19 protein-coding genes are annotated in these 22,688 nt (G+C 41.7%); 9 read left to right on the top strand and 10 right to left on the bottom strand.

Translation table 11 applies throughout. The features are described 5' to 3' along the window. The first annotated feature begins 44 nt into the window (after positions 1 to 44). The 4 genes from G626_RS17745 to purN all read left to right on the top strand — a co-directional run bounded on the left by G626_RS17745 (position 45) and on the right by purN (position 3,312). Positions 45 to 812 (top strand): helix-turn-helix transcriptional regulator, encoded by a 768-nt coding sequence (locus tag G626_RS17745; RefSeq protein WP_022933353.1) that lies wholly within the window; start codon positions 45 to 47, stop codon positions 810 to 812. Between the two features lie 248 nt (positions 813 to 1,060). Continuing rightward, positions 1,061 to 1,555: a 5-(carboxyamino)imidazole ribonucleotide mutase gene (gene purE, locus G626_RS0113670; RefSeq protein ID WP_027727208.1), complete on the top strand. Its 495-nt coding sequence runs from the start codon at positions 1,061 to 1,063 to the stop codon at positions 1,553 to 1,555. Positions 1,556 to 1,569: 14 nt separating this feature from the next. Beyond that, a complete protein-coding gene (purM, locus tag G626_RS16835) occupies positions 1,570 to 2,664 on the top strand; it encodes a phosphoribosylformylglycinamidine cyclo-ligase (RefSeq protein ID WP_022933351.1) in 1,095 nt (364 codons plus the stop codon). Positions 2,665 to 2,667: 3 nt separating this feature from the next. Beyond that, a complete protein-coding gene (gene purN, locus G626_RS0113660; RefSeq protein WP_022933350.1) occupies positions 2,668 to 3,312 on the top strand; it encodes a phosphoribosylglycinamide formyltransferase in 645 nt (214 codons plus the stop codon). 16 nt (positions 3,313 to 3,328) lie between these two features. Here purN and G626_RS17740 read toward each other — a convergent pair whose 3' ends face one another. Next, complete coding sequence (locus tag G626_RS17740; protein WP_022933349.1) at positions 3,329 to 5,023, bottom strand: HD domain-containing phosphohydrolase; 1,695 nt, start codon at positions 5,021 to 5,023, stop codon at positions 3,329 to 3,331. Positions 5,024 to 5,066: 43 nt separating this feature from the next. Beyond that, positions 5,067 to 5,984, bottom strand: a complete 918-nt coding sequence (locus tag G626_RS0113650; RefSeq protein ID WP_022933348.1) for an alpha/beta hydrolase — start codon at positions 5,982 to 5,984, stop codon at positions 5,067 to 5,069. Between the two features lie 87 nt (positions 5,985 to 6,071). Here G626_RS0113650 and G626_RS0113645 point away from each other — a divergent pair, with 87 nt between their 5' ends. Continuing rightward, positions 6,072 to 6,578 carry an NUDIX hydrolase gene (locus tag G626_RS0113645; protein WP_033421906.1) on the top strand — a complete coding sequence of 169 codons (507 nt, stop codon included), beginning with the start codon at positions 6,072 to 6,074 and terminating at the stop codon, positions 6,576 to 6,578. A gap of 55 nt (positions 6,579 to 6,633) precedes the next feature. On the opposite strand, the gene G626_RS0113640 is transcribed toward G626_RS0113645, so the two are convergent. Continuing rightward, complete coding sequence (locus tag G626_RS0113640) at positions 6,634 to 7,044, bottom strand: cytidine deaminase (RefSeq protein WP_022933346.1); 411 nt, start codon at positions 7,042 to 7,044, stop codon at positions 6,634 to 6,636. 141 nt (positions 7,045 to 7,185) lie between these two features. Between G626_RS0113640 and G626_RS0113635 the strand changes: the two genes are divergently transcribed. Then, positions 7,186 to 7,599 carry a hypothetical protein gene (locus G626_RS0113635; RefSeq protein WP_022933345.1) on the top strand — a complete coding sequence of 138 codons (414 nt, stop codon included), beginning with the start codon at positions 7,186 to 7,188 and terminating at the stop codon, positions 7,597 to 7,599. An 88-nt stretch (positions 7,600 to 7,687) separates the two neighbouring features. On the opposite strand, the gene G626_RS0113630 is transcribed toward G626_RS0113635, so the two are convergent. The 5 genes from G626_RS0113630 to G626_RS16825 form a co-directional block, all read right to left on the bottom strand. Then, positions 7,688 to 9,451, bottom strand: a complete 1,764-nt coding sequence (locus G626_RS0113630) for an ABC transporter ATP-binding protein (protein ID WP_022933344.1) — start codon at positions 9,449 to 9,451, stop codon at positions 7,688 to 7,690. A gap of 121 nt (positions 9,452 to 9,572) precedes the next feature. Then, a complete protein-coding gene (locus tag G626_RS0113625; RefSeq protein WP_022933343.1) occupies positions 9,573 to 11,423 on the bottom strand; it encodes an ABC transporter ATP-binding protein in 1,851 nt (616 codons plus the stop codon). A gap of 303 nt (positions 11,424 to 11,726) precedes the next feature. Continuing rightward, entirely contained in the window at positions 11,727 to 12,578 is an 852-nt protein-coding gene (locus tag G626_RS0113620; RefSeq protein WP_022933342.1) for a hypothetical protein, read from the bottom strand. A 435-nt stretch (positions 12,579 to 13,013) separates the two neighbouring features. Then, positions 13,014 to 13,643: a hypothetical protein gene (locus tag G626_RS0113615; protein ID WP_022933341.1), complete on the bottom strand. Its 630-nt coding sequence runs from the start codon at positions 13,641 to 13,643 to the stop codon at positions 13,014 to 13,016. A 20-nt stretch (positions 13,644 to 13,663) separates the two neighbouring features. Then, the gene (locus G626_RS16825; protein ID WP_022933340.1) at positions 13,664 to 15,355 is read right to left on the bottom strand and encodes a sialate O-acetylesterase; all 1,692 of its coding nucleotides are present in this window, start codon (positions 15,353 to 15,355) and stop codon (positions 13,664 to 13,666) included. Positions 15,356 to 15,573: 218 nt separating this feature from the next. Between G626_RS16825 and G626_RS17735 the strand changes: the two genes are divergently transcribed. Next, positions 15,574 to 17,649, top strand: coding sequence for a methyl-accepting chemotaxis protein (locus G626_RS17735; protein WP_022933339.1), 2,076 nt, complete (start codon positions 15,574 to 15,576; stop codon positions 17,647 to 17,649). Positions 17,650 to 17,664: 15 nt separating this feature from the next. Here G626_RS17735 and G626_RS0113600 read toward each other — a convergent pair whose 3' ends face one another. Beyond that, positions 17,665 to 18,276 (bottom strand): YgjV family protein, encoded by a 612-nt coding sequence (locus G626_RS0113600; protein ID WP_022933338.1) that lies wholly within the window; start codon positions 18,274 to 18,276, stop codon positions 17,665 to 17,667. A gap of 55 nt (positions 18,277 to 18,331) precedes the next feature. Between G626_RS0113600 and gatC the strand changes: the two genes are divergently transcribed. Next, complete coding sequence (gatC, locus tag G626_RS0113595) at positions 18,332 to 18,643, top strand: Asp-tRNA(Asn)/Glu-tRNA(Gln) amidotransferase subunit GatC (RefSeq protein WP_022933337.1); 312 nt, start codon at positions 18,332 to 18,334, stop codon at positions 18,641 to 18,643. Between the two features lies 1 nt (position 18,644). After that, positions 18,645 to 20,150, top strand: coding sequence for an Asp-tRNA(Asn)/Glu-tRNA(Gln) amidotransferase subunit GatA (gene gatA / locus G626_RS0113590; protein ID WP_022933336.1), 1,506 nt, complete (start codon positions 18,645 to 18,647; stop codon positions 20,148 to 20,150). Between the two features lie 146 nt (positions 20,151 to 20,296). Here gatA and G626_RS16815 read toward each other — a convergent pair whose 3' ends face one another. Continuing rightward, positions 20,297 to 22,606, bottom strand: coding sequence for an adenylate/guanylate cyclase domain-containing protein (locus G626_RS16815; protein ID WP_022933335.1), 2,310 nt, complete (start codon positions 22,604 to 22,606; stop codon positions 20,297 to 20,299). Between the last annotated feature and the right edge of the window lie 82 nt (positions 22,607 to 22,688).

Here is a 22,688-nt window from a genome sequence, read left to right as displayed (position 1 = left end):
AGTTATTGGTAAAAAAACGATTTATATGTTATAATTGAAGAACTATGAATAGAAACAGAATCAGCTCGGAGAGAGTTGTTGCTGTTGTGGGACTCGTATTTTTACTTATTGCCGGTATAATCAGTGTTTTGCTGAACGGCGATCCTAAATCAATTATTGAAAAAATAGCTCCTACTAATATAGTTATTCCTGTTGTACATTTTTTATGTGTCGGTCTCGCAATTGTTCTTCTTATAACTAAGAACTTATATTTTATGATTGCAATTTTTCTGCTTGAAAGTGAGCTGACAATTCTGACTCATTATGAGCAGCTTGGAATCTTTTTCTTTTATGCAGCCCTCATTCTTATCCTTTGTAAAGATCTGGTAAAAAATAAACCACGTAAAAAGATTTTCATACTCTTTTTACTGCATCTTATTACAATTGTACTTTCATATACTCATGGAACAATTTACATGCTGATTAATATCAGTTATTCAGTTTTCTGTTTTGCATTTTATATCTGGATTTATTATGCACTTAAGGCAAAACTTTCCTGCCTCTTCCCTCAGAATGTCCGTGATAATAATACGATTATTGGAAAGCCTGCAGGCTCAACAATCAGTCTTTCTGATTACAACCTGAACGAACGCCAGCGCAACTTCGTAATTGAAAACATTCACAACAAGTTAAGCTACAAAGAAATCAGCGAAAAATACTTCGTCAGCATTTCTACAGTAAAAAAAATCTTCGCAGAAGTTTTCAAGATTTTCAACGTTTCTAACATCGAAGAACTGCGTATTCTTTTATTACAGTATCAGGTGAAAGAATAACGTTACTTTTGAAAAATCTAATGGGCTCCCGCTGGCGTTAGGCACGGGCATGCTCGCTTTCAGCTTTTTGGGATATAAAAAATCACTTTTCTTTGAAAAGTGATTTTTTATTTTTTATGGCTAAGCGCCAAAAGCTTCAAGAGGCAGCCCGCACCTCCCGCCCGCTCCGCCCATTAGATTTTTCACATCACCGTGAGTTTTCTTTCACCCATATTGTGACGAAAGATTTTTTATGGTATAACTCTACTATGAAAGTTGCGATTTTTTTCGGGTCTAAGTCTGATAAAGACACTATGAAAAAGGCGGCCGACATTCTTACAGAGTTCGGCGTTGACTACAAGGCTTATATCATTTCTGCCCACAGAGCCGGGGCTTTACTCAAGCAGACAGTTGAAGAAGTTGAAAAAGACGGATGTCAGGTTATTATTGCCGGTGCCGGTCTTGCGGCTGCACTCCCTGGAGTTATAGCAGGTATTACAACATTGCCTGTAATTGGTGTTCCACTCGAGTGTGTAAGCGATAAGTCTAACGGACTTGGTGGTATGGATGCACTTTTGAGCATTGTTCAGATGCCGCCACAGATTCCGGTTGCAACTGTTGGTATTAATTCTGCTAAGAATGCGGCTTATCTTGCGCTGCAGATTTTAGCACTTAATGACAAAGAACTTTCACAGAAATTAAAAGATTTTAGAAAGAAGCTGGCAGATGACGCTGCAGCATCTGGTATAGACGTAAAATTTTAAGGAGCAAGCAAAACATGGCAAACTACAAAGAGTCTGGTGTTGACGTAGAAGAAGGTTACCGCGCGGTAGATAAGTACAAGGAACAGGTAAAGAGAACTGTTATTCCAGGGCTTTTGACTGGCTTGGGAAGTTTTAACGGTATGTTTGAAGTGCCTAAGGGAATTAAGAATCCTGTTATGGTAAGCGGAACTGATGGTGTTGGAACTAAGCTTGATGTTGCTTTCCAGATGAAGAAGTATGACACTGTTGGTATTGACTGTGTTGCAATGAGCGTAAACGATATTCTCTGCTCTGGTGTTCAGACTCTTTTCTTCCTTGATTATGTTGCCTGCGGTAAGCTCGATGCTGATGTTGCGGCTGAACTTGTAAAGGGTGTTGCAGACGGATGTGTTGATACTGGTTGTGCTCTTCTTGGTGGTGAGACTGCTGAGATGCCTGGCTTCTATGATGTTGGAAAATATGACCTTGCCGGCTTTGGTGTTGGTGTTGGTGAAAAGAAAGATATGATTACCGGCGAGGATATAAAGGAAGGAGATGTTCTTATTGGTTTGTCTTCTACTGGTGTTCACTCAAACGGTTTCAGCCTTGTTCGTAAGCTTGTTCCAAATGTAAATGATCCTTTCATTGTAAACGGAACTGATACTGGTAAAACAATTGGTGAAGTTCTTCTCACACCAACCCGTATTTACGTTAAGCCTGTTATGGAAGTTCTTGGAAAATACCGCAAGGCTATCCACGGTATGGTTCACGTAACTGGCGGCGGATTCTTTGAAAATATTCCACGTATGTATCCAAAGGCAAAGGAAGGAAAGAAGCAGCTGATTTCTGTAATCAAGAGAGCAAGCTGGGATATTCCTCCTGTATTTGGTGAGCTCATTCGCCGTGGTGCTGATTTTGATAACGTTTATAATACTTTCAATATGGGTATCGGTTTTGTTCTTGCTGTTAATGCAAAAGAAGCTGATGCTGTTCTTGAAATGTTCAACGCTAATGCTCATAAATATCACAAGGACTACTGTCCTGATATGAAGGCTTACAAGATTGGCCGTGTAGAATACGCTAAGGGCGAAGTAAAGAGCCAGCGCGACGCTGTACTGTTCGAGGACTAGGCCATGTTGAAGACAGCGGTTTTAGTTAGTGGTGGCGGTACAAACCTTCAGGCTCTGATTGATTATCAGGCTGCGCAGGCTCAGGCTGGGGCTGAATGTCCTTACGAGATTGTCTGTGTAATTTCTGATTCAAAAAAAGCCTTTGCTCTGGAGCGTGCCGCTAAGGCCGGAATCCCGACTGCAATCTGTTCTCCATACGCTGTTATGGGCGAAGAGGCAGCAAAGGCTTCTGACCGCGATACTAAACGTCTTGCTGTTTCAAATGCAATGCTTGAGGCTTGCCGTAAATACGGGGCCCAGGCAATTGTAGAAGCCGGTTGTCTTACAGTACTTGCCGGTGACATTCTCAAGGTTTACGAAAATAAAATCATCAATTTGCATCCGGCTCTCTTGCCTAAGTTCGGCGGAGTCGGAATGTTCGGCCATCATGTTCACGAAGCCGTAATTGCGGCCGGTGAAAAAGAAAGCGGCTGCACAATTCATATTGCGGATGGAGGCTGTGATACCGGCCGCATCCTTATCCAGAAGCGCGTTCCTGTTATGCCGGATGACACACCAGATACCCTCTATGCCCGCATTGCTCCAAAAGAGCACGAGGCTATTGTTGAAGGGCTTTGCATGCTTGCAAACAATTTGAAGAGTTTATAGGAATTGTAAAGAAAAATTATTCTGCACTTGAATAGTAGGCTTCGAGTAAAGGTCGTGCCGCAAGATAATATTTTTCAAGTGTTTTATCAAAATGTTTTCCAAAGCTTTCCATCATAATTGAATCAGCTTTTTCAAAAGACATTGCATCTTTATAAACTCTTTTACTTACAAGAGCATCATAAACATCTGCAACTGCCATAATGCGGGCTTCAAGAGGAATGTCTTCTCCCTTAAGGCCTTCCGGATATCCAGATCCATCCCAGCGTTCATGGTGATAGTGGGCGATATTTTCTGCAAGCAGATGAAAGGCCAGGTCATCTGTGCCTTTTAAAATTTCATGTACAATACGGGCTCCTTCTGCAGCGTGGGTTTTCATCACTGCAAATTCCTCATCTGTAAAACGGCCTGGTTTTCTAAGAATTGCATCATCTACTGCAATTTTGCCAAGGTCATGCATAGGAGCAGCCTTTATGATGTTATGACAGAAATCAGGAGAAAGCTGAAGTCTGTTTTCACTCTTATCTTTCTGAATTTCTGAAATAAGAATTTCTACGACTTTGCTTGTGCGCTTAATGTGACCACCTGTTGAGTTGTCGCGGCTTTCAACCATGGTTGCCATACTCATTATCAGGTTGTCATGCATTTCAATAATGTGTTCAGTTTTCTGAGCAACTTCATCGCGAAGCTTATCATTAAAGCCGTTTAGAAGTGAAATATATTTCTGGTCTTTTGTATCATCTTGTATGTAAAGAATATAACCGCGATTCACACGGCCATCAAAAAGCTTATTAATATCAACCTGAAAAATCTGCTTGCCAAAGTTCTTAAAGAAAGAATTCTGTTTTGGATTGATGATAAACTTGTGAATATTTTCTATAATCTCTTTTTTAAGTTCCGGATCATTAAGAGCAGAATCATCAACGTGCAGCTTTGCAAGTTCCGGGAAAATATCCTTTGCAATCTGATTACTGCCCAGATAATGAAAGCCATCATCAAAAGAAACAAAGCCTGTTTTACCATTAAATGCAATTGTTTCGATTACAGTTTCTGTTACATCATAAAGCACAATTCTTCGACTGATAATAATTAATACAAGACAGCTGATAACATAAGATAAAGGCATCAAATCAACTTTTAGATGAAGCAGTCTTCCTACAAAGAAGGTAAGAACAGAAAGAGTTTCACAGGCCAGCATGTAACGCAGGTTATGACGGGAAACATCATACTTTTTACGAAAAGCATAAAAGGTTGCGCTGATAGTTATAATCGTGTAGATAAAAATCTGTATGTAATATAGGGTATGAAGAATGCCATAGCTTTTATGCAAAATCAAATTTTTTCCAATGAGTTCTCCGGTAAGCTCCTTGTAAAAAATTGATGAAGAGCCGATTGAAAGAGAGGAAAGAAAGAAAAATGTGGAAACAGCCAGCAGTATTAATCTGAGGGATTTTTTTATATTCAGATTACAAAGGTTAAATATTGCATACATAATGAAAGTATGGGTAAAAACACCAAGATATGAAATCTTAATTCCAATTATTGCTTCTGGAACAGTTTGAGAATTTGCAATTATTACATAGCCGAGATTTGCAATTGCAACAAAAACAAAAGTCAATGTGATGAAAACAGAAAACCTTTTTCTCCAGATAAGAGCATATACCCCTGCATTTACAAGGGATAATGCAAAAAGAATTGCATAGTAAACTTTCATAATTTCTTAACACTCCAGAGGTGTATTTTTATTACTCAAAAATTTATTTTATAAGTGAACGGAAGAAATTACATTCATCATCGTTGCACTTTACTGCTTCTTCAAGCTTTGGATCGCAATGGAAGACATGCCATAAAGGCTTTCCTTCTGTGCCGTAGCAGTGGTATTCATTTTTTACCCCAAGGGCATCAAGTGCATTTTTCATAATAGGAGCCTGGGCTTTTAAGAAGTCTCCTTCGCAGGTCATGATAAAGGCCGGCGGAAAATTCTTGTCTGCATGGGCTGCAGTATTCAAAAGTTCAACCTCTTCTTTAGTGCCACCCTTTGGCATAAAGCCGCTTAGGAGAAGTTTTATCTGAGGGTCTTTATCGTCTAGAGTATATTTACCGCAGTTCAGAGCTACGCCTCGTAAGGTCAGATTTTTTTCATGGATAAAATCAAAGTTCTTTCCATATTCTTTGTTTGTAATTGCATCAGTATAAAGTGAAAGAAGATGTCCGCCCGCAGAATCTCCTACAGCAAAAACATTTGAAGTGTCAAAACCGTAAGTTGCAGCATTGTCGGCAGTCCATTGGAAAACCTTTTCTGTGTCCTGCAGGGAAGCCGGAAACTTTGCTTCCGGTGCAAGGCGGTATGAATAGTTGACTACTGCAAAGTCTCTCTGTGCAAGTCTCATGCAGTACCACTGATATTTATCCTTATCACCGTAAACCCATGCGCCACCGTGAACGCTTATAATTACCGGGAGTTTTTTGAGGGAAGCGTCGGCTTCAACTGCAGCCTTTGGGCGGTAAACATCGAGATACTGCCATTTTTTTAGCTTTGTATCATTTCCGTAAAGAATATCATCATAGCGGGAAATATCTTGTGGAGTGGTCTGTCCGGCATCGCGTTTTTTGTCATTGCCACCAAAGGATCTTCTTATTTGTCTCGAGACAAAAAACTGTTTAAGCGTAATCATTTATTCCCTCCTGAATATTGATAATATTATACCATATAATATGCAGAATTCCAAAAAAATAGTAAAATTAAAAATATGATTAAAAATATGAAAACACTTATAAATACAAGTCTCTGCTATATAGAAAAAGATAATTCTTACCTCATGCTCCACCGTACAAAAAAGGAGCACGATTATAATAAAGATAAATGGATAGGAATTGGCGGCAAGTTTGAAAACGGAGAGTCGCCGGAAGATTGTGCCGTGCGGGAGATTAGGGAAGAGACCGGTCTTGTGGTTGAGCCTGCCGATCTTGAGTACTGCGGAATTGTTACGTTTGTTGATGTTTCTGAAGCTGAAGCATACACCGAGTTCATGCACATTTTCCGTGCCCGCAAATTCAGCGGAGAGCTCAAGAGCGACTGCGATGAAGGCGACCTGGAATGGGTTCCCCTTGCAAAATTAAAGGAGCTTCCCCACTGGCAGGCAGACGAAATCTTTTACGATTTTCTGGCAGAAAATCATCCCTTTTATTCGCTCAAGGCTGTGTATAAGAATAACGTTCTGCTTGAGACCTGGCTGAACGGAAAGCCTTACGACCACTTCGGTGGTTGAGTGCCGCGAAGCGGTTTATCGAAACCACCGTTGCTGGCACTGCTTACAATGACCGTTAAAGACTAAAACTCTCCGGCAAGAGCTCGCCCAGTGTAAACACTTTCTGCTCTCCCTTGCCGTTTGCAAGAATGATTTTAAAGTCGCGGTCGCAGAACTCGCTCAGCACCTGGCGGCAGACACCGCACGGCGGGCAGAAGTCTTTAATTTCAGCCTTACCGTCTGCGCCTTCCGGGCCGCCAACAACAGCAATAGCTTCAAACTCACGGGCACCTTCACTAACTGCCTTAAATACAGCAGTACGCTCGGCACAGTTGCTTGGTCCGTAAGCGGCATTTTCAATATTACAGCCAGTCCATACCTTGCCCTTTTTATCCAGAAGAGCTGCCCCTACATGAAAGTGAGAGTAGGGAACATAAGACATATTTGTCATTTCAATTGCAGTTTTTACAAGTTCATCATAATTCATAAGGATATTTTATCACATTTTTGTTTTATTTCAGCAAAAATATTAGTATACTTTAATTGTAGTCATGCTGAACGTGTTTCAGCATCTAATACAAGAGATTCCGAAACAAGTTCGGAATGACAGAATTTTTTGGAGACGACAATGGCAAACGACCTTCAGGTAAATCAGGCAATTAATCTTACAAATCAGCTTATTGGAGAACTGGACCAGGCAGAACGCCAGCTTTCTTCTGCCCGCAACTGGGGCTTTTTAGATGTTCTGGGCGGCGGACTGATTACAGACCTTATAAAACATTCAAAACTTAATAATGCAAAAATCGCTATGGACAGAGTAAATTATCTGCTTCAGGAGCTTCGTCGTGTTCTCGGCGGTATAAGCATGGCCGGAGACTACAGCATGAACGTAAGCGGATTTGCAACCTTTGCAGATTTCTTTTTTGACAGCGGTATTGTTGATGTTTATATGACGGCAAAGATTATGAGCAGCCTCAACGAAGTCCGTAACCTCAAAAACCGCTGTTACGAACTCCGTTCAAGACTGTCAAATTTAAGATAATAAGTTGTCATTCCCGTGCTTGACACGGGAATCTAGAAAGGTCCGCGATGCCTGGATTGCCGGATCAAGTCCGGCAATGACAGTGTCATTATGCGAATTGAGCCTGACGAAGTTTATAATATTCGCCTTTCATGTTCATCAGTTCTGTCGGGCTGCCACTCTCCACGATTCCTCCTTTATCAATTACAAAAATGCGGTCGGCATTCTGAATTGTTGAAAGGCGGTGGGCAATTACAAAGCTTGTGCGGCCCTTGAGCATCTGTGCAATTCCTTTCTGAACAAGCAGCTCTGTCTTAGTATCAATACTAGAAGTTGCCTCATCCAGAATCAGAATGCGCGGGTTACTGAGCATGGTACGCGCAAAGGCAACCAGCTGTCTCTGTCCGTTGCTCAGTTCTCCACCGCGGGCTGTGAGCTTTGTGTCGTAGCCGTCCGGCAGTTCGCGGATAAAATCATCTGCGTGAACGGCGCGGCTTGCAGCCAGCATTTCTTCTTCACTCGCATCCAGCTTGCCATACATAATATTTTCACGGATTGTGCCGCTGAAAATATAGTTGTCCTGAGTCATAATTCCCATCTGGGTGCGCAGGCTTGCAAGCTCTACATTACGAATGTCTTTTCCGTCAATCAGGATGGCCCCGTCCTTAATATCATAAAAACGGCTCACCAGATTAACTACCGTAGATTTACCGGCGCCCGTAGGTCCTACAAGAGCAATTGTTTCACCCTGAGTCACAGAGAAATCAACATTTTTAAGAACATCTACATCTTCCTTATAACCGAAGGTAACGCCCTTAAAGTCAACATTTCCCTTGATTGCAGGCATCTGTTCTGCATCCTCGCGGCTGGTAACTAGCGGCTGCTTATCAATAATTTCAAAGATACGCTCAGCACCGCTGGCCGCATTAATAAACTGGTTGTAAAAATTACTCAGGTTCAAAATTGGCTGCCAGAACATTCCCACGTAGCTTCCAAAGGCTATGTAAGTTCCAATGGAAACACCTTCAATTCCAAGCAGCTTGATTCCTACCATATATAAGGCCATGGTTCCAACGCTCCAGCACAAGTCAATCCAGGAACCAAAGCCGTCGCACCAGCGCACAGCACGAAGGAACTCGCGGCGGTCATCCCAAACCAGCTGCTGGAAGGTCTTGTCGGTTTCCTGCTCGGCGCGGAAGCTCTGAATGATTTTTATGCCCGAAAGGTCTTCGTTGATAAAGGCATTAATATTCGAAGACTTCTGGCGTTTTGCCTTCCAGTGCTTTTCTGCCATAATCGAAATCAGAAAAACTCCGCCAATCAAAAATGGCAGACTGCAGAGGGCGGCCAGAGCCAGCTTCCAGTTTTTAATGAACATAATTACCATTACCGCAATAACCGTAACAAGGTTCGGAATTAAAGTAGTAACGGCATTTTCAATAATATCCTTGAGCGAGTTCGAGTCGCCGATAATTCTCGCAAGAATCTTTCCGGATGGTCGTGAGTCAAAAAAGGCCAGGTCCAGACTCTGAATGTGGTCGTACAATTCTTGCCGCAGCTCCTGAATAACCTTGTTACTGGTCTTTGCCATCAAAAGCATACGAAGCTTAATTGCCAGCACCGCAAGAATATTGATGGTCGCGCCAAGAGCCACAATGCGAATCAGGCCCGCAACATTTCCCGGAATAATATAGCGGTCAATGGCCCTCTCACTCAAAAGCGGATTCACAAGGTCCACCGCCGTACCAAATGCCATGAGTGCAAAAACTCCCGCAATCCGTTTTTTATATTTAAGCAGGTAACGGAAAAGCCGTGGCATCGTTTCGAAGTTAGACTTCTGCACCTGCTGTTCGTCGATTTTATAACTGTTCATAATTTTCTCCGTAATGACCGGTGGTTGAGTAGGCGTAGCCGTATCGAAACCACCAGTCCATCGGCTCACAGGTGGTTGCGATATGATGCTTCGCATCACTCAACCACCGCTTTGCCTATTTCTAATACTGACTATCGTAAGTCTCCTTATAAAGACCTCCGAGTGCCAGAAGCTCTTCGTGAGTGCCACACTCGGCAACTTTACCCTTATCAAGAACAATAATCTTATCTGCCTTGCGAACCGCGCTGATTCTGTGGGCGATGATGATTTTTGTCATGCCGGAAAGTTCTGCGAGAACGCCCTGAATTTCCTGCTCGGTTTCTGTATCCAGAGCCGAAGTTGAATCATCAAGAACCAGCACCGGTGTCTTTCGGGCCAGGGCTCGCGCAATTGTGATTCGCTGCTTCTGTCCACCGCTAAGGCCGACCCCACGCTCACCAATTACGGTGTTTTCTTTTTCTTCCATCTTGTCTACAAACTCAGAAGCGTGCGACTGGTTCAGAGCCGAACGAACTTCTGCAGTTGTAATGCTCTCGCGGGCACCAAGGCGGATGTTTCCATCAATTGTGTCGCTGAACAAAAAGATGTCCTGCATAACACAAGAGATTGCGCGTCGCAGGGTAGGCAAGGGCAGCTCCCGGATATCAATTCCATCAAGCTTGATGCTTCCGCCTGTAACGTCGTACATGCGCTTAAGCAGGTTGATGATTGTCGTCTTTCCGGAACCGGTTGAACCCATGATTCCCAGAGTCTGGCCGGCTTTGATGTCGAAACTTACGTCGTCGAGAATCTTGCGTGGTTCTGCAGATTCTGAAGATTCTGTAGCTTCAGAATTCTTTTCGCTGGAATCTTCTTCGCCTTCATTTTTTTTGCCACTAACTTCGTAGGTTACATGCTCAAAAGAAATATCTCCCGCAATATCAAACTGCGAGAACATTGCGTCTGCAAGTTCTACGTCGTCACCTTCTGTAATCTTCGCAAGCTCGCTGTTTTCTGTAATATCCGGCATCTCGGCATAAATCTTGTTCAGACGTTTAACGCTTGCTCTTGCACTGGAAAGTCCGTTTGTGAGCCAGCCAAGCATTTCCATTGGCCAGATCATTCCGCCAACGTACTGGGTAAAAGCAATCAGCTCACCCACAGACATTTTTGCGCCGCCCTGCAGCGGATTTCCCTTCATTACAATCAGGCCGCCCAGGAGCAAAGAAATCACCGAAAGCAGTCTTGTAATTGTCTGAATCATCGGGTTGTACTTTACGAAGACACGGCTCAAATCAATGTTGAGCTCATAGAACTTCTGGTTGTGCTTGTGGAACTTTGCAATCTCAAAGCCCTCGCGAGCGAATGCCTTAACTGTGCGCACTCCCGCAAGATTTTCTGCCGCAGTATTGTTCATCTCTGAACCTTCCTGCATAACGGCGCCGTACAAATCATCCAGCTGCTTTTCCATCATAATGGCAATTACGCCAGAGCCAATCATTCCCACAATCGGAATCAGGGCCAGCTGCCAGTTTATGCGGACCATAAAAATAATTGTGGTCACAGTGCGGATGAAAACTTCGGCCATCAAAATACCCATAAAGGCTGCAATATCCCAGATGCGGTCTACGTCGTCCTTTACGCGGCTCATAAGCTCTCCGGAGTTTATGCCGTCAAAAAAGTTTGCAGAAAGGCTCTGAATCTTCTGAAAAAGATTTATGCGGACCTCACTTGCAATTTTACTTCCGGCATAGTCGCAGGCATATTCCTTTGTGTACTGGAAGATGCAGCGGCCCACTCCTATTCCAAGAATGCCAAGCAGAAGGAAGTTCAAAATTTCCATGCGCTTCGCAATCAAAACATCATCAATAATATGCTGGACAATCAGAGGTGCTGCCTGGTCCAGCATTGTGCCTGCGCTCATGGCAAGCAGGGCAATCAGATACAGAAAACTGTAGCGTTTAAAATAGCGAAATAAATTCAGTTTGTTCATAATTCAAGTTACAAATAATAAGCAGGAACGATTCGGTAACGAGCCGAAAACAATAATACACACGCCGAGGTATCGTGCGGTCGATTTTCGTGAGGTACTTTCCTAAAGGAAAGTTTTAAATTTTAAGTGGGAACTAATTCTCTTTTGTGCGAGGGAGAATCATTCCGCACTTAAAATCAAAATACACTACACTGTTATCCATGGGAGTGACCTCCTTAAAAAGAATTTCTAGAGCGCGCGAGGATGTTTGCGCTCATCAATGTTTTCAATCTAGTGGGAAGAAAAATTTTTGTCAAGGGGTTATTATTTCAAATACTCCTGAATTATCTGGTTGAGCTCAATTGAGGAAGGTTTTGTCTTTGAAGTTTCCATCGTAATGATCAGATTTTTTCCGGGGAAGTAACCGTTCTGCTGGTAGAGTATTATTTTTTCTGCGGCACGAGTTGAATACTCTGCCTCATCCATCATTCCAAAATGTTCCCAGATATATTCTTTTCGTGTCCGCAAATTCAGACAATAAAAATCCGGGTGAAATGTTTGGATGACAGGAACTTGTGATGGATCACCTGCTTTAAGATTTATTTTGATTGGAAACTCGTAACGATAGGGAATACCTGAAGTTTTCATCGCATTTGCAATTAAAACTTCAGCTTTGGAACGAACCTGTTCTTTATTATCTGTAAAGAGTTTAGGGATATCCGGTGGAATCTTCTTCCTGGGATATTTTTCTGAAAGCCAGAGTTCTGCATATTTAGAATCTGTGAGTGTAAGAGGAGTAACTATTTTCTGGCGGGAGTCCGGCAGTTTTTTGAAATGATGATTTGTGTTAGTTGTCTGATATTTTGTAAGAAAGAGTTTTATAAATGAGATTTCCTCTTTGATGGCTGCGAGGGCTTTTTTATCATAATCAGATTGAATTAATTTGTAGGCGAGTTGATTTTGTGAGCGTGGCATGTAAGTGCCCTGTAAATCTGATTTTGATTTGCGTTTATAAAATTGCAGCTGACCGTGATTTTTTACAATTCGAATTAAGCCGGATGGATTTCGTTTTACCTCCAGCTGCTTTGTTTTGTAAGCCTGTTCGAGTTCTGAAAGCCGTGTGTGAATAGGTGCGATAAACTGTTCCGGTGATAATAATTCTTTTAACTTATACATTTTCCTCCGTTTGCGGTGATATTTATAAGATATGTATAAATTGCAGGGGAGGCAAGAAAAAAATGAGAGAGAATTACATATTTTTAGATTTGATGGTGTGAAAAATATGTAATTTTGCTGGTGAAGAGGCTAGTTTTGAAATGAGATGTAAGTGGATTTACATATTATTTGTGATTTGAATTGAGATAATATGTAAATTGGTGGTCGAAGCAGAGTAATGATGAATAAACTTTTGTGTGAATTACATATTAACTGGATGATTTTTCAAAATAATATGTAATTCACTTTGATTAGTTGTAATTATTGAAGTGGCGTAAACGATATTTTACATATAATTTAGCTGATTTAGATTAAAAATATGTAAAAGTACACGAAGTGTGTGCCAAACACTGCATGTGGATTGCTTCGTCGCCTGTCAGCTCCTCGCAATGACAGCTAACTTTTTCTGCCGTCGCGGTAATCAATCACCCAGCCGCCGTTGTAAAAGCCGTTGTCATTGCGGGTTGGAGTGACGAAGATTACCTTTGTCGGGTTTTCTGTGTTGTATTCAAAAACATTTGATTCCCACTGGAAGGGCTGACTTTGCGAATATTCTGCGACACCGGATTGAAGCGCTGTTCTGGCTTCTTCTCCTGACTCCGGGTAAACAAAATTGTTCTGCTGGTCAACAGGGGTGTAGAGGGAAATCTTATAACGGCCCTTTTTGAGCTTGAGGTGCATGGCCATGCCGCCGCTGAGAAAATAGGTGTGCTTGTAATTACGGATGATGTCTGGGGTACTCATCCATTCGTAAGTGGCTGTGATGCGGCTTGTGTCGTAGGTGATGTCCTTGCCGGCTTCCTCTTCGATGCGCAGAAAACAGCGGATGTCGTTGAGAACTCCGACATTGTCCGGCCGGTAGATAATCAGCGAGGTTTTGTCGTGGCCAGCCGGCAGTTTTTTTGTGGCGTCGATAAAGTCGTAGTAGGAGCCTGGTACCGGCTGGGCGGCAGCGGAAAGAGTAATTAGAAAAGAGAAGAGTAGAAATAAAAAAGATGGTTTCGATACGCCCTTCGGGCTACTCAACCACCGTGACTTTAGATTCCTCATACCGTCATTATCTGCTGGATTTTTGCGTGGTCTGTTTTTTCATTTCCAGCCTCATTCGCATTTGTTCTGAAAGGACAGAGTGGTAATCCGTTCTTGCCGTAAATTGTAACAGGTCCATAATTGTACCAGCCGTAGCGGGCTGCAAGAGGCTGGCTTACTTTTTTACTGCAAACTACAATTGTATTCTGTTTGCCGTCAGCTCCTCCAAGTGCAAATTCTGCAGGGTACCATACTCCGTCACTTCCGCAAACTTCAAAGCCAGTGAAGTCTTCGCTCACAGTGTTGCCCTGAAGCTCTTCCATTTTTTTATATTCTTCAAACCTAACTTCATCTGAGCGAACTTCAAAACCAAGAGGAGCATTTGCGAAAGTCATAAGAATACGGCCGAAGCCACTTTCATCATAAAGAGTCATACAGCTTTCAAACTCAGGTTCACAGGCATCTACAGAAGGAATCAGCTGATATACCTTTGCACGAGCAAGGTTTTCCATGCGCTCAGCGAGAACCTTTTTTGCACGCGGATGAATGTCGCTGTACTGGCCCAAGTCAAAGGCACTTGTAAGCCATACATTATTGATTCTGGCTGAAGCCTTTGCCTGCTCTTCGCGTACTATGCACCAGTGTTTAAAATCAGGATCTGCCTCGTATCGGTGAACAGGTAGCTGTACACAAACGAACGGTAGTAAGTTATCTCCCCAGTCACTGCGCCAGTTATCTACCAACGCGCGGAAGAGTTTGTAGTAAGAGCTCGGTTTGTGGTCATCACTTTCTCCCTGATACCACAAAACACCCTTCAGTGTGTAAGGTAAAATCCGCGAAATCATACAGTCATATAGTCCGCAGGGGCGGTAAGGGTTTTTACAAGACTTTGGACCCGGCCATGGATTTTTGCCTAAAACTTTTTCTGCTTCCTCCCAGGTAACTCCCGGCTGCTTTTCCCAAAGTTTAGCAAACTTTTCCTGCCATTTATTGTTTTCAATTTCGTAATCATCAAATTCTTTACACTGCTGCTCAATAGATTTACCACGGGTTGCTTCTTCATATTCTGTAAGATAGGTATTAAGGTCTTGGTCTGCTTCAAGATACTCACGACGCATCCAGGCAGAGGCAGAAGTTCCTCCCCAGTTACATCCGATTACCCCGACTACGCAATCTAAATCAGACGCAAGCTTTTTCGCAAAAAAATAACCAACTGCAGACCAGGCTCCCCGCGAAGGACTTTCCCAGGTCTGCCAGGCAGTCTGCTTTTCTGCCTCATAAAAGTGCTGGTCCTTCCAGCCAATTTTATTTGTATAATAGAAGCGCACGTTTTTGCCCGCAGCATCATCAGCTAATTCAGCCGGGCCTTCTGTGCAGTTCTGTAATTCAAATTCCATATTGCTCTGACCGCCTGCCAGCCACACTTCGCCAAAGGCAATGTCAGTAAAAGTTTTGATTTCACAATCGCCATAGCTTACAACAAGCTTACAGCCGGTCTGAGCAGGCTGAGGTTCAAGCTTTAGAAGCCATCTGTCCCCTTCTGCGACAGAGCTGTTTTTACAAAGAAGCTCCCCCTTTGCATTAAAAAGCTCAGCACTTATAATCGCCCCGTCCGAAGCATCCCCAAAAACTGCTGTATATTTATTTCTCTGTAAAACCATGTGGTCAGAAAAAATTGCTGCTACCGAAAAACTTTTAGAATCTGTCATATTGTCCTCTTTGTTCTATTATAATGTAATAATAAAAATCAGGTAAATACAGAGACTTTCTTATAAGAAATATTTTCATTATTCGCTGACAGTTTTTATCTACACTTTATATTCCTTTTTGTTTTTAAAGATTTGTTATAAAAATCAAAAGGTTTGCGAATTTCTATATACAGTAATAAAATTAATATGAAGTTTAAAATACTACAGGGAGTTTTAGTATGAATGCTAAGCTTAAGAAAATTACGATAATTGTTTTTACAATTGAGGTTATTGCAGCAATCGGTTTATTTACTCTTGTCAGAACAGTTGCCAGAAATCATGCCAGAACAAATGCTTTTGCAGATATGGAGATGACAGCCCGCGTAAAGCGAGCAAGCTTTGAAACCTCCATGAACGAGCAGCTTACACTTGCCCTTCAAATGGTAAAGATGCCGGCAATTAAAGAGTATATGCTTCATCCGGAAAATGAAGAGCTTCGACAGGCGGCATTTAAGGATTTTTTACCTTTCAAAGATTCATTTAAATCAAAGTCAATTTTCTGGGTTTCAGATGCAGACAAAATGTTCTGGAGTGATATGCAGGCCAGTTATGTAGTTAATCCTTCTAATCCGGATGAATACTGGTACAATATGACTTTGCTGGAGACACAGGTTTACAACTTTAATATCAACTATAACCCTACGCTCAAGCAGACAAACCTCTGGGTAAATGCTGTTGTCCGTGATGATGCAGGTAAGCCTATTGGTATTCTAGGAACCGGAATTCCCCTTACAGATATGATTCAGGAAATGTACAAGGGACTTGATCCATTAATTACAATGTACCTTTATAATGATGCTCAGGAAATCACCGGTGCTCTGGATGATTCTATAATTGAAAAGAAACTACCGATTCTCGAAAAAATGCCTCAGGTTGCAGAGCTTGATTATTTGACAAAGGATATTTCTTTTGAAAGCAAGACTGCGTCTGATTTTGTTTTTGCCTCAATTCCTCTTGTAGGCTGGCATCTTGCAATGCAGAGAGATTATACCTTTGCTGATTTTATTCTAAACGGACGTACAGCTCTTATTGCGGGAATCATTACTGTTATTATCATTGTCTTCCTTTCTATCCAGCTTGTGAACATGGTTAATCAGCTTACAATTTTGAGTGATGCTGTTTACGATTTAAGTTCAGGTAATGCCGACCTTACAAAACGCGTGACCTTGAGCCGACGTTCTATCTTTAAGGTATTTGGAACCCTGGTTGAAAATGAAAACCTCTTTATCGAAAAACTGCAGGGAATTATTGAAAAGCTTAAGGTTTCGGAAAAGGAGCTGGATGCAGTTGGTCTTGATATGACTGGCAGTATGCAGAATACAGCAAGCGCTATTACACAAATTATTTCTAATATTGATTCTGTTCATGCACAGATTAATCAGCAGTCGGAAAATGTTCAGGAAACTGCAGGAGCCGTAAATGAGATTTCTGCAAATATCGACTCGCTTGAAAGAATGATCCGCCAGCAGGCTGATGGAGTTTCTGAAGCTTCCTCTGCTGTTGAACAGATGATTGGAAACATTCAGTCTGTAAATACATCTGTAGATAAGATGGCAGAATCATTCTCTCAGCTTGAAAAACAGGCACAGTCAGGTCAGGCTAAGCAGGCTGCAGTAAATGAAAAGATTTACCAGATTGAAGATAAGTCAAAGATGCTTCAGGAAGCTAACCAGGCAATTGCAAATATCGCCGAGCAGACAAACCTTCTTGCTATGAACGCTGCTATTGAGGCGGCTCATGCGGGTGAAGCAGGTAAGGGCTTTGCTGTCGTTGCAGATGAAATCCGTAAGCTTTCTGAAACTTCTACAGAACAGTCTAAGACAATCGGTGATCAGTTGAATAGTATTCAGTCTTCTATTCTTGAAGTTGTTGAAGGTTCTCAGGAATCTAGCCGTGCCTTCTCTATGGTATCTCACGAAATCGATAATACAAATCAGCTTGTAAATGAAATTAAGATTGCCATGTCTGAGCAGAATGAAGGTTCAAAACAGGTTATTGAAACTCTTCGTGTAATGAACATGAGTACTTCTGAAGTTTCTACTTCTGCTCAGGAAATGATTGAAGGAAATAAACTGATTTTCAACAACATTGCCAGTCTACAGGATTCATCTAATACTATGAAAGAAAGTATGGAAGAAATGTCTCTTGGTGCAGAAAAAATCAATGAAAGTGGAAAGCAGCTTTCTTCTATTTCTGAGAAAATGAAGGATTCTATTACGGATATGGGAGAACAGATAGATCAGTTCACAGTATAGTCTCTAGTTCAGCATCTATAATATTTTTACGAAATTATTTGAATCCCTGTCTGTCGAAAAGCCTAATTTTTGCAGGTATTTCTGATGGGCAGGGTTATTTGTTTCTGCATAAACTTTTCTTACTCCAATCAGTTTCAAATGATTGTAAATAAATTTACCGGCTGAACAGTCACGGTAGGCTGGAGTGGTGTAATCAAGTTTTACAGTAAAGCTGCCATCGCCCTTGTCTTTTGCAATAAAAACTCCGGCAGGTGCCTGGCCGCAGGTAATCATAAAGATTGTGTCGTCCTTTTCTGTAGTGGAAAAATCCGGAAAAAACTTTTTGATGTCCCTTTCATTTGCACAGAGAAAGTAATAGAGAAATCCATCTGTAGAAGAAACGTTTACTGCCGAATACTGCTTCTTGGTATTATTGAGCTTGTAAAGATTTATTATGTTTATGATAATCAGACAAACCTGCATGGCGGCTGTAGGGTAAGAATGAATTGCAAGTGCATAAGCGCAGAAAATCACACTGCCTATTGTGTTTATAATTCTCAGCTTTACAACCGAAGTCATAAGCATAGAAACAATAACCAGCGCCGAGCCAAGATAACCGATAAGTTCTAAAATAAGGTTAATACTCATACATCAATTTTAATATATATTCACTAAAAGCACAATTTTTACTATAATATTCCCCATGGCAACACAACATAAAGAAATTGATGAAGAGACACTTACAAACTTACTTTATTTGTCTCGTTTGTCTCCGGAAAGTACTGACATGGAGACTTTGAAAAAACAGGTTGATGATATCGTAGGATATTTTGATATTCTCTCTAAATATGATGACAGCGAAAATCCTTATGACGCTTATCCTCGCACAGAAGCAGACAAGCTTCGCGGTGACACTGTCGTAGAAGGACTTGAAATCAGCGACGTAAAGAAGGTTTCAGAAAACTTTATGGACGGCTATTTCCAGGTTCCTAAGGTACTCGGGGAGGGCGCTTAATATGTATTACACAATTAAAGAAACACGCGACGCTCTCAAAAAAGGCGAAACTACCAGCGAAAAACTCGTTCGTGACGCAATTGATACTTTCAACAAAGATAAATCAGCACCAATTCCGCTTAACGCATTTATCGAAATGTTCGACGATGCTGCAGATGTAGCCGCCGCTGCTGACAAGGAAATCGCCGCTGCCCGCTCTACCGGCGCCGATGCCCTGGACAAGCTTTTTGCAGAAAAGCCACTCCTTGGAATTCCTTTTGCATTAAAAGATAACATGAACTCAAAAGGCCACCGCCTTACCTGTGCTTCAAAAATCCTGGAAGGCTATGTAGCTCCATACAACGCAACTGTAATTGACCGTTTGGAAAAGGCTGGTGCAATTCCTCTTGGCCGTTGTAATCAGGATGAGTTTGCCATGGGTTCTTCTACAGAATACTCATGCTACGGTCCAACCCGTAACCCAATTAACCGCGAGTTTGTATCTGGTGGTTCTTCGGGAGGTTCTGCTGCCGCTGTTGCTGCAAACCAGGCTCTTTTTGGTCTTGGTACAGAAACTGGTGGTTCAGTTCGTCTGCCAGCCAGCTACTGTGGAATCTACGGTCTTAAGACAACTTACGGTGTACTCAGCCGCTGGGGTATCGTTGCCTACGGTTCATCTCTGGATCAGGTTGGTATTCTTGGCCACACTCCTGCCGATATTGCTGAACCACTCAGCCTTATGTGTGGAGTTGATTTTTATGATGATACATCAGCTGATTTACCGGAAGGAAAATCTTTGAATAAACTCGAAGCCCTCAGCGACGCAGAATTCAAGGCTCTCAAGATTGCAATTCCAAAGCAGTTCCTTAAGACAGAAGGTGCTGACCCTGATGTTGTAAAATGCTTTGAAGAAACCCGCAAGTGGTTTACAGATAAAGGTGCAAGCGTAGAAGAAGTTGACCTTCCAATTCTCGACGCTTCTATTGCCGCTTACTATGTAATCGCTCTTTCTGAAGCAGCCAGCAACCTCAGCCGTTTTGACGGTATCCGCTATGGCCGCCGTGTAGACAATGGTCAGGGCTATGATGAGCTTTATGTTGATACTCGTTCAGAAGGCTTTGGACCTGAAGTAAAGCGCCGTATCGTAATTGGAAACTATGTTCTTTCTGAGCAGTTCTCAGGAGATACTTATAAAAAGGGTATGACAGTTCGTGCCCGCATTCAGCGCGAGGTTGCAGCTGTATTTGAAAAGTACGACATCATTCTCTGTCCAACCTGTCCTACTGCTGCATTTAAGCTTGGTTCAAAAGTTGATAATCCTCTTGAGATGTACCTTTCAGACCTTTATACAACCTTTGTAAACCTTGCCCGCATTCCTTCTATCAACGTTCCGGCCGGACGTACAAGTGCAGACAATATGCCAATCGGCATGCAGTTTGCAGGTGCCATGTTCAGCGAGAAGAAGATTCTTCAGCTGGCACAGAACTGGGAATGTGATCATCCGGAAATTGGTATTCCTGTGAAATAATAACAGCAACCGGTGGTTGAGTAGGCGAAGCCATATCGAAACCACCGGTTGAGTCGGCAAGCACAGCTTGCCTCTGAGCCATTCTTTCGATGAACCTAAACAAACCGCTGTCGCGCTTTGTTTTTAACGGTTCTTCGATTATAGGCTTATTTGACCTTCATTTCAAACACACCATCCCACTTCTTCGGAGGTGGGTTTGTTTTAAAGTGAGAGATGCGGTCAAGGAATACTACAGACGGCATGTCCTGATATTTTTCGTTACAAAGCTGGAACATTTCTTCTGCCTTATCCCAGCTTTGTTTACGGTAGGCGGCAAGGCCTTTTTCAAATAAATCTTTAATTTCAAAAAGCTTATCTACAGCAGCAGCCTTAGTCTGTAAAATCTCATAAATACGAACCGGCTCGTTCTTTCCTTTGACCTTGATAAAGTCGAGTTCACGGCAGACAAAAGAATCCTTGAGCTTTTCAAAAACAGCCTCTGTAATGATTGCTTTTGAACCGTATGCCTTGTTAGCGCCCTCTAACCTTGCTGCAAGGTTTACAGTGTCACCGATAGAGGTAAAGTCCATGCGGCTTCGGGCTCCAACTGAACCAAAAACAACTCGGCCGGTATTAATTCCAATTCCCATTGAAATGTAGTCTGAACCATCGGCCAGAGCCTGCTCCTGCTGAAAGCGCATGGCGGCCCTGATTTCCATTGCAGCCTTGCAGGCATTGTATTCTTTTTTCGGACCCGCAAAAAAGGCCATCATCTCGTCACCTACAAACTTGTCTATATCTCCGCCGTTATTAAGAATGATTTCAGTTTCAATATCAAGATAGTGATTTAAAATTTCAACAACATCCTGAGGTTTCTTTCCTTCGCAAAGGGTAGTGAAGCCGCGGATATCTGTAAACAAAAAGCATAGCTCTCGCGAAGTTGTAGCTTTTTTCGTATCCTTGTCGGCAGCCTGCAGGGTTGAAAAAGAAATATATGGAATAATTCCGCGGATAATACCGACCATGTTTTTAATTTCTTTTGAAAGGTCTTTTGTTTCATCACGGGTTTTGATGGAATCAATAAAGGTGAGCTGCTCTGCAGTAATCTTAGAATTACCATCAAGAATCTCTTCGAGTGTATTAGCAGACTTACGAACGTTAGTCTTAAGATACAAAAGAGGATTAGTGATAAAGTCTGCAATTAAAAGAGAAAAAATAATCGAGATGTAAAGAAACATTACAACCATAGTGTAAACAAAAATCTTTACATGGAAATAAGAACGCATAAGGATTTCTGTTTTATAAGTTACAATAGAAAAGCCTACAAGTTTAAAACCGGCCTTGCGGGTAAAAGAAACCGGGTAAATGTACTTGCAAAGGTTGCCGTCTAATACAGGCTGCTTTTTATAGTTTCCGTTCATAAAGTTTGTAAAATATTCACGAGCTCTGGCAGCAGAAATTTTCTTTTCTGTGTCCGGTATGTCTTTTACGTGACCGGTGGCTGTTGTGTAAGAAAATACATCATATTCGGGCCAGTCAATACTATCAATTGTAAGTTCAATGCCTTCTTCTACAGGCACAAAGCTTACTTTATCACCTTCCTTTTTGAAGATAATGTTACCAGCCTGGCTTGCAGTAATGATATCAATGCGTTCAAAAGGAGTATCGGCATAGGAGTTTGCTTCTTTCTGCTGGGTAAAATAAGGGGCAATTTTTTCGTATTTACCATCAGCTGAATCATAAACTGTAGAAGTCTGTTCAGCCTGTGAACGACCTACATCACTTACAGCTTCAGTAAACATTTTTTTATAACTGCGCAAAATCAGGATTGTAAAGAAGACCATGATTACGGCAATAACACTTATGATTGTAATGGTAAGCTTTGTCTTAATAGAAATCTTTGTCTTCTGTTTAGATTCTGCCTGAATCTTTTTATACTCAGCAAATTCCGGATTCATCTCCCTCAAAAAGAGAATTCCAAAAATAGACATTAAAGCATGTGAAATAAAGGCAAAGCCAAAGGCTGCATAAACAGGAATCGGTAAATGCAGAAACCATCTCCAGCAGTTTGCAAAAATCACAAGACTGGTAACTGAACAGAAGAGATAAACGGTGAAACTAAGATAAGTTATTACATAAAGAAGAACGTTTACCTTTCCTTTTATAAAAAGAGAAATTAAAAGGAAAAGAGCTGTAAAAGGCAGAAAGTAAATCAAAAAGTAAACAAAATGAAGCAGCGATTCCTGAATGGCCTGGGCCTGGGTAAAGGGCAGCAGATAAGGGTAAATAAGGCTTGCTGTGCTTTCGGCATCTCCAAGACTTATGCTTTGCATTCCCATTGGTAAAAGGAAAAGCGTAACCATAACGGCGGCCGGAACTATTCTGCAGAAAAAGAAAAAGAACTTTTTAGAATTGAATTTGATTTTGCCCTTGAAAGGTGAGCGGGCTTTTTTTGATTTTGTACTTTTACTTGCCATCTTTTTTCCATCTTACAATTTATATTCTATAAATTATATTCTATGAAATGGAAAAAAGAAAGATATTTTGCCAGCATCGATA

Source organism: Treponema bryantii NK4A124, from assembly GCF_000421345.1.
Taxonomy (GTDB): domain Bacteria; phylum Spirochaetota; class Spirochaetia; order Treponematales; family Treponemataceae; genus Treponema_D; species Treponema_D bryantii_B.
The sequence above is the reverse complement of the archived record's forward strand: the minus strand, read 5'-3'. Positions and strand labels throughout refer to the sequence as shown.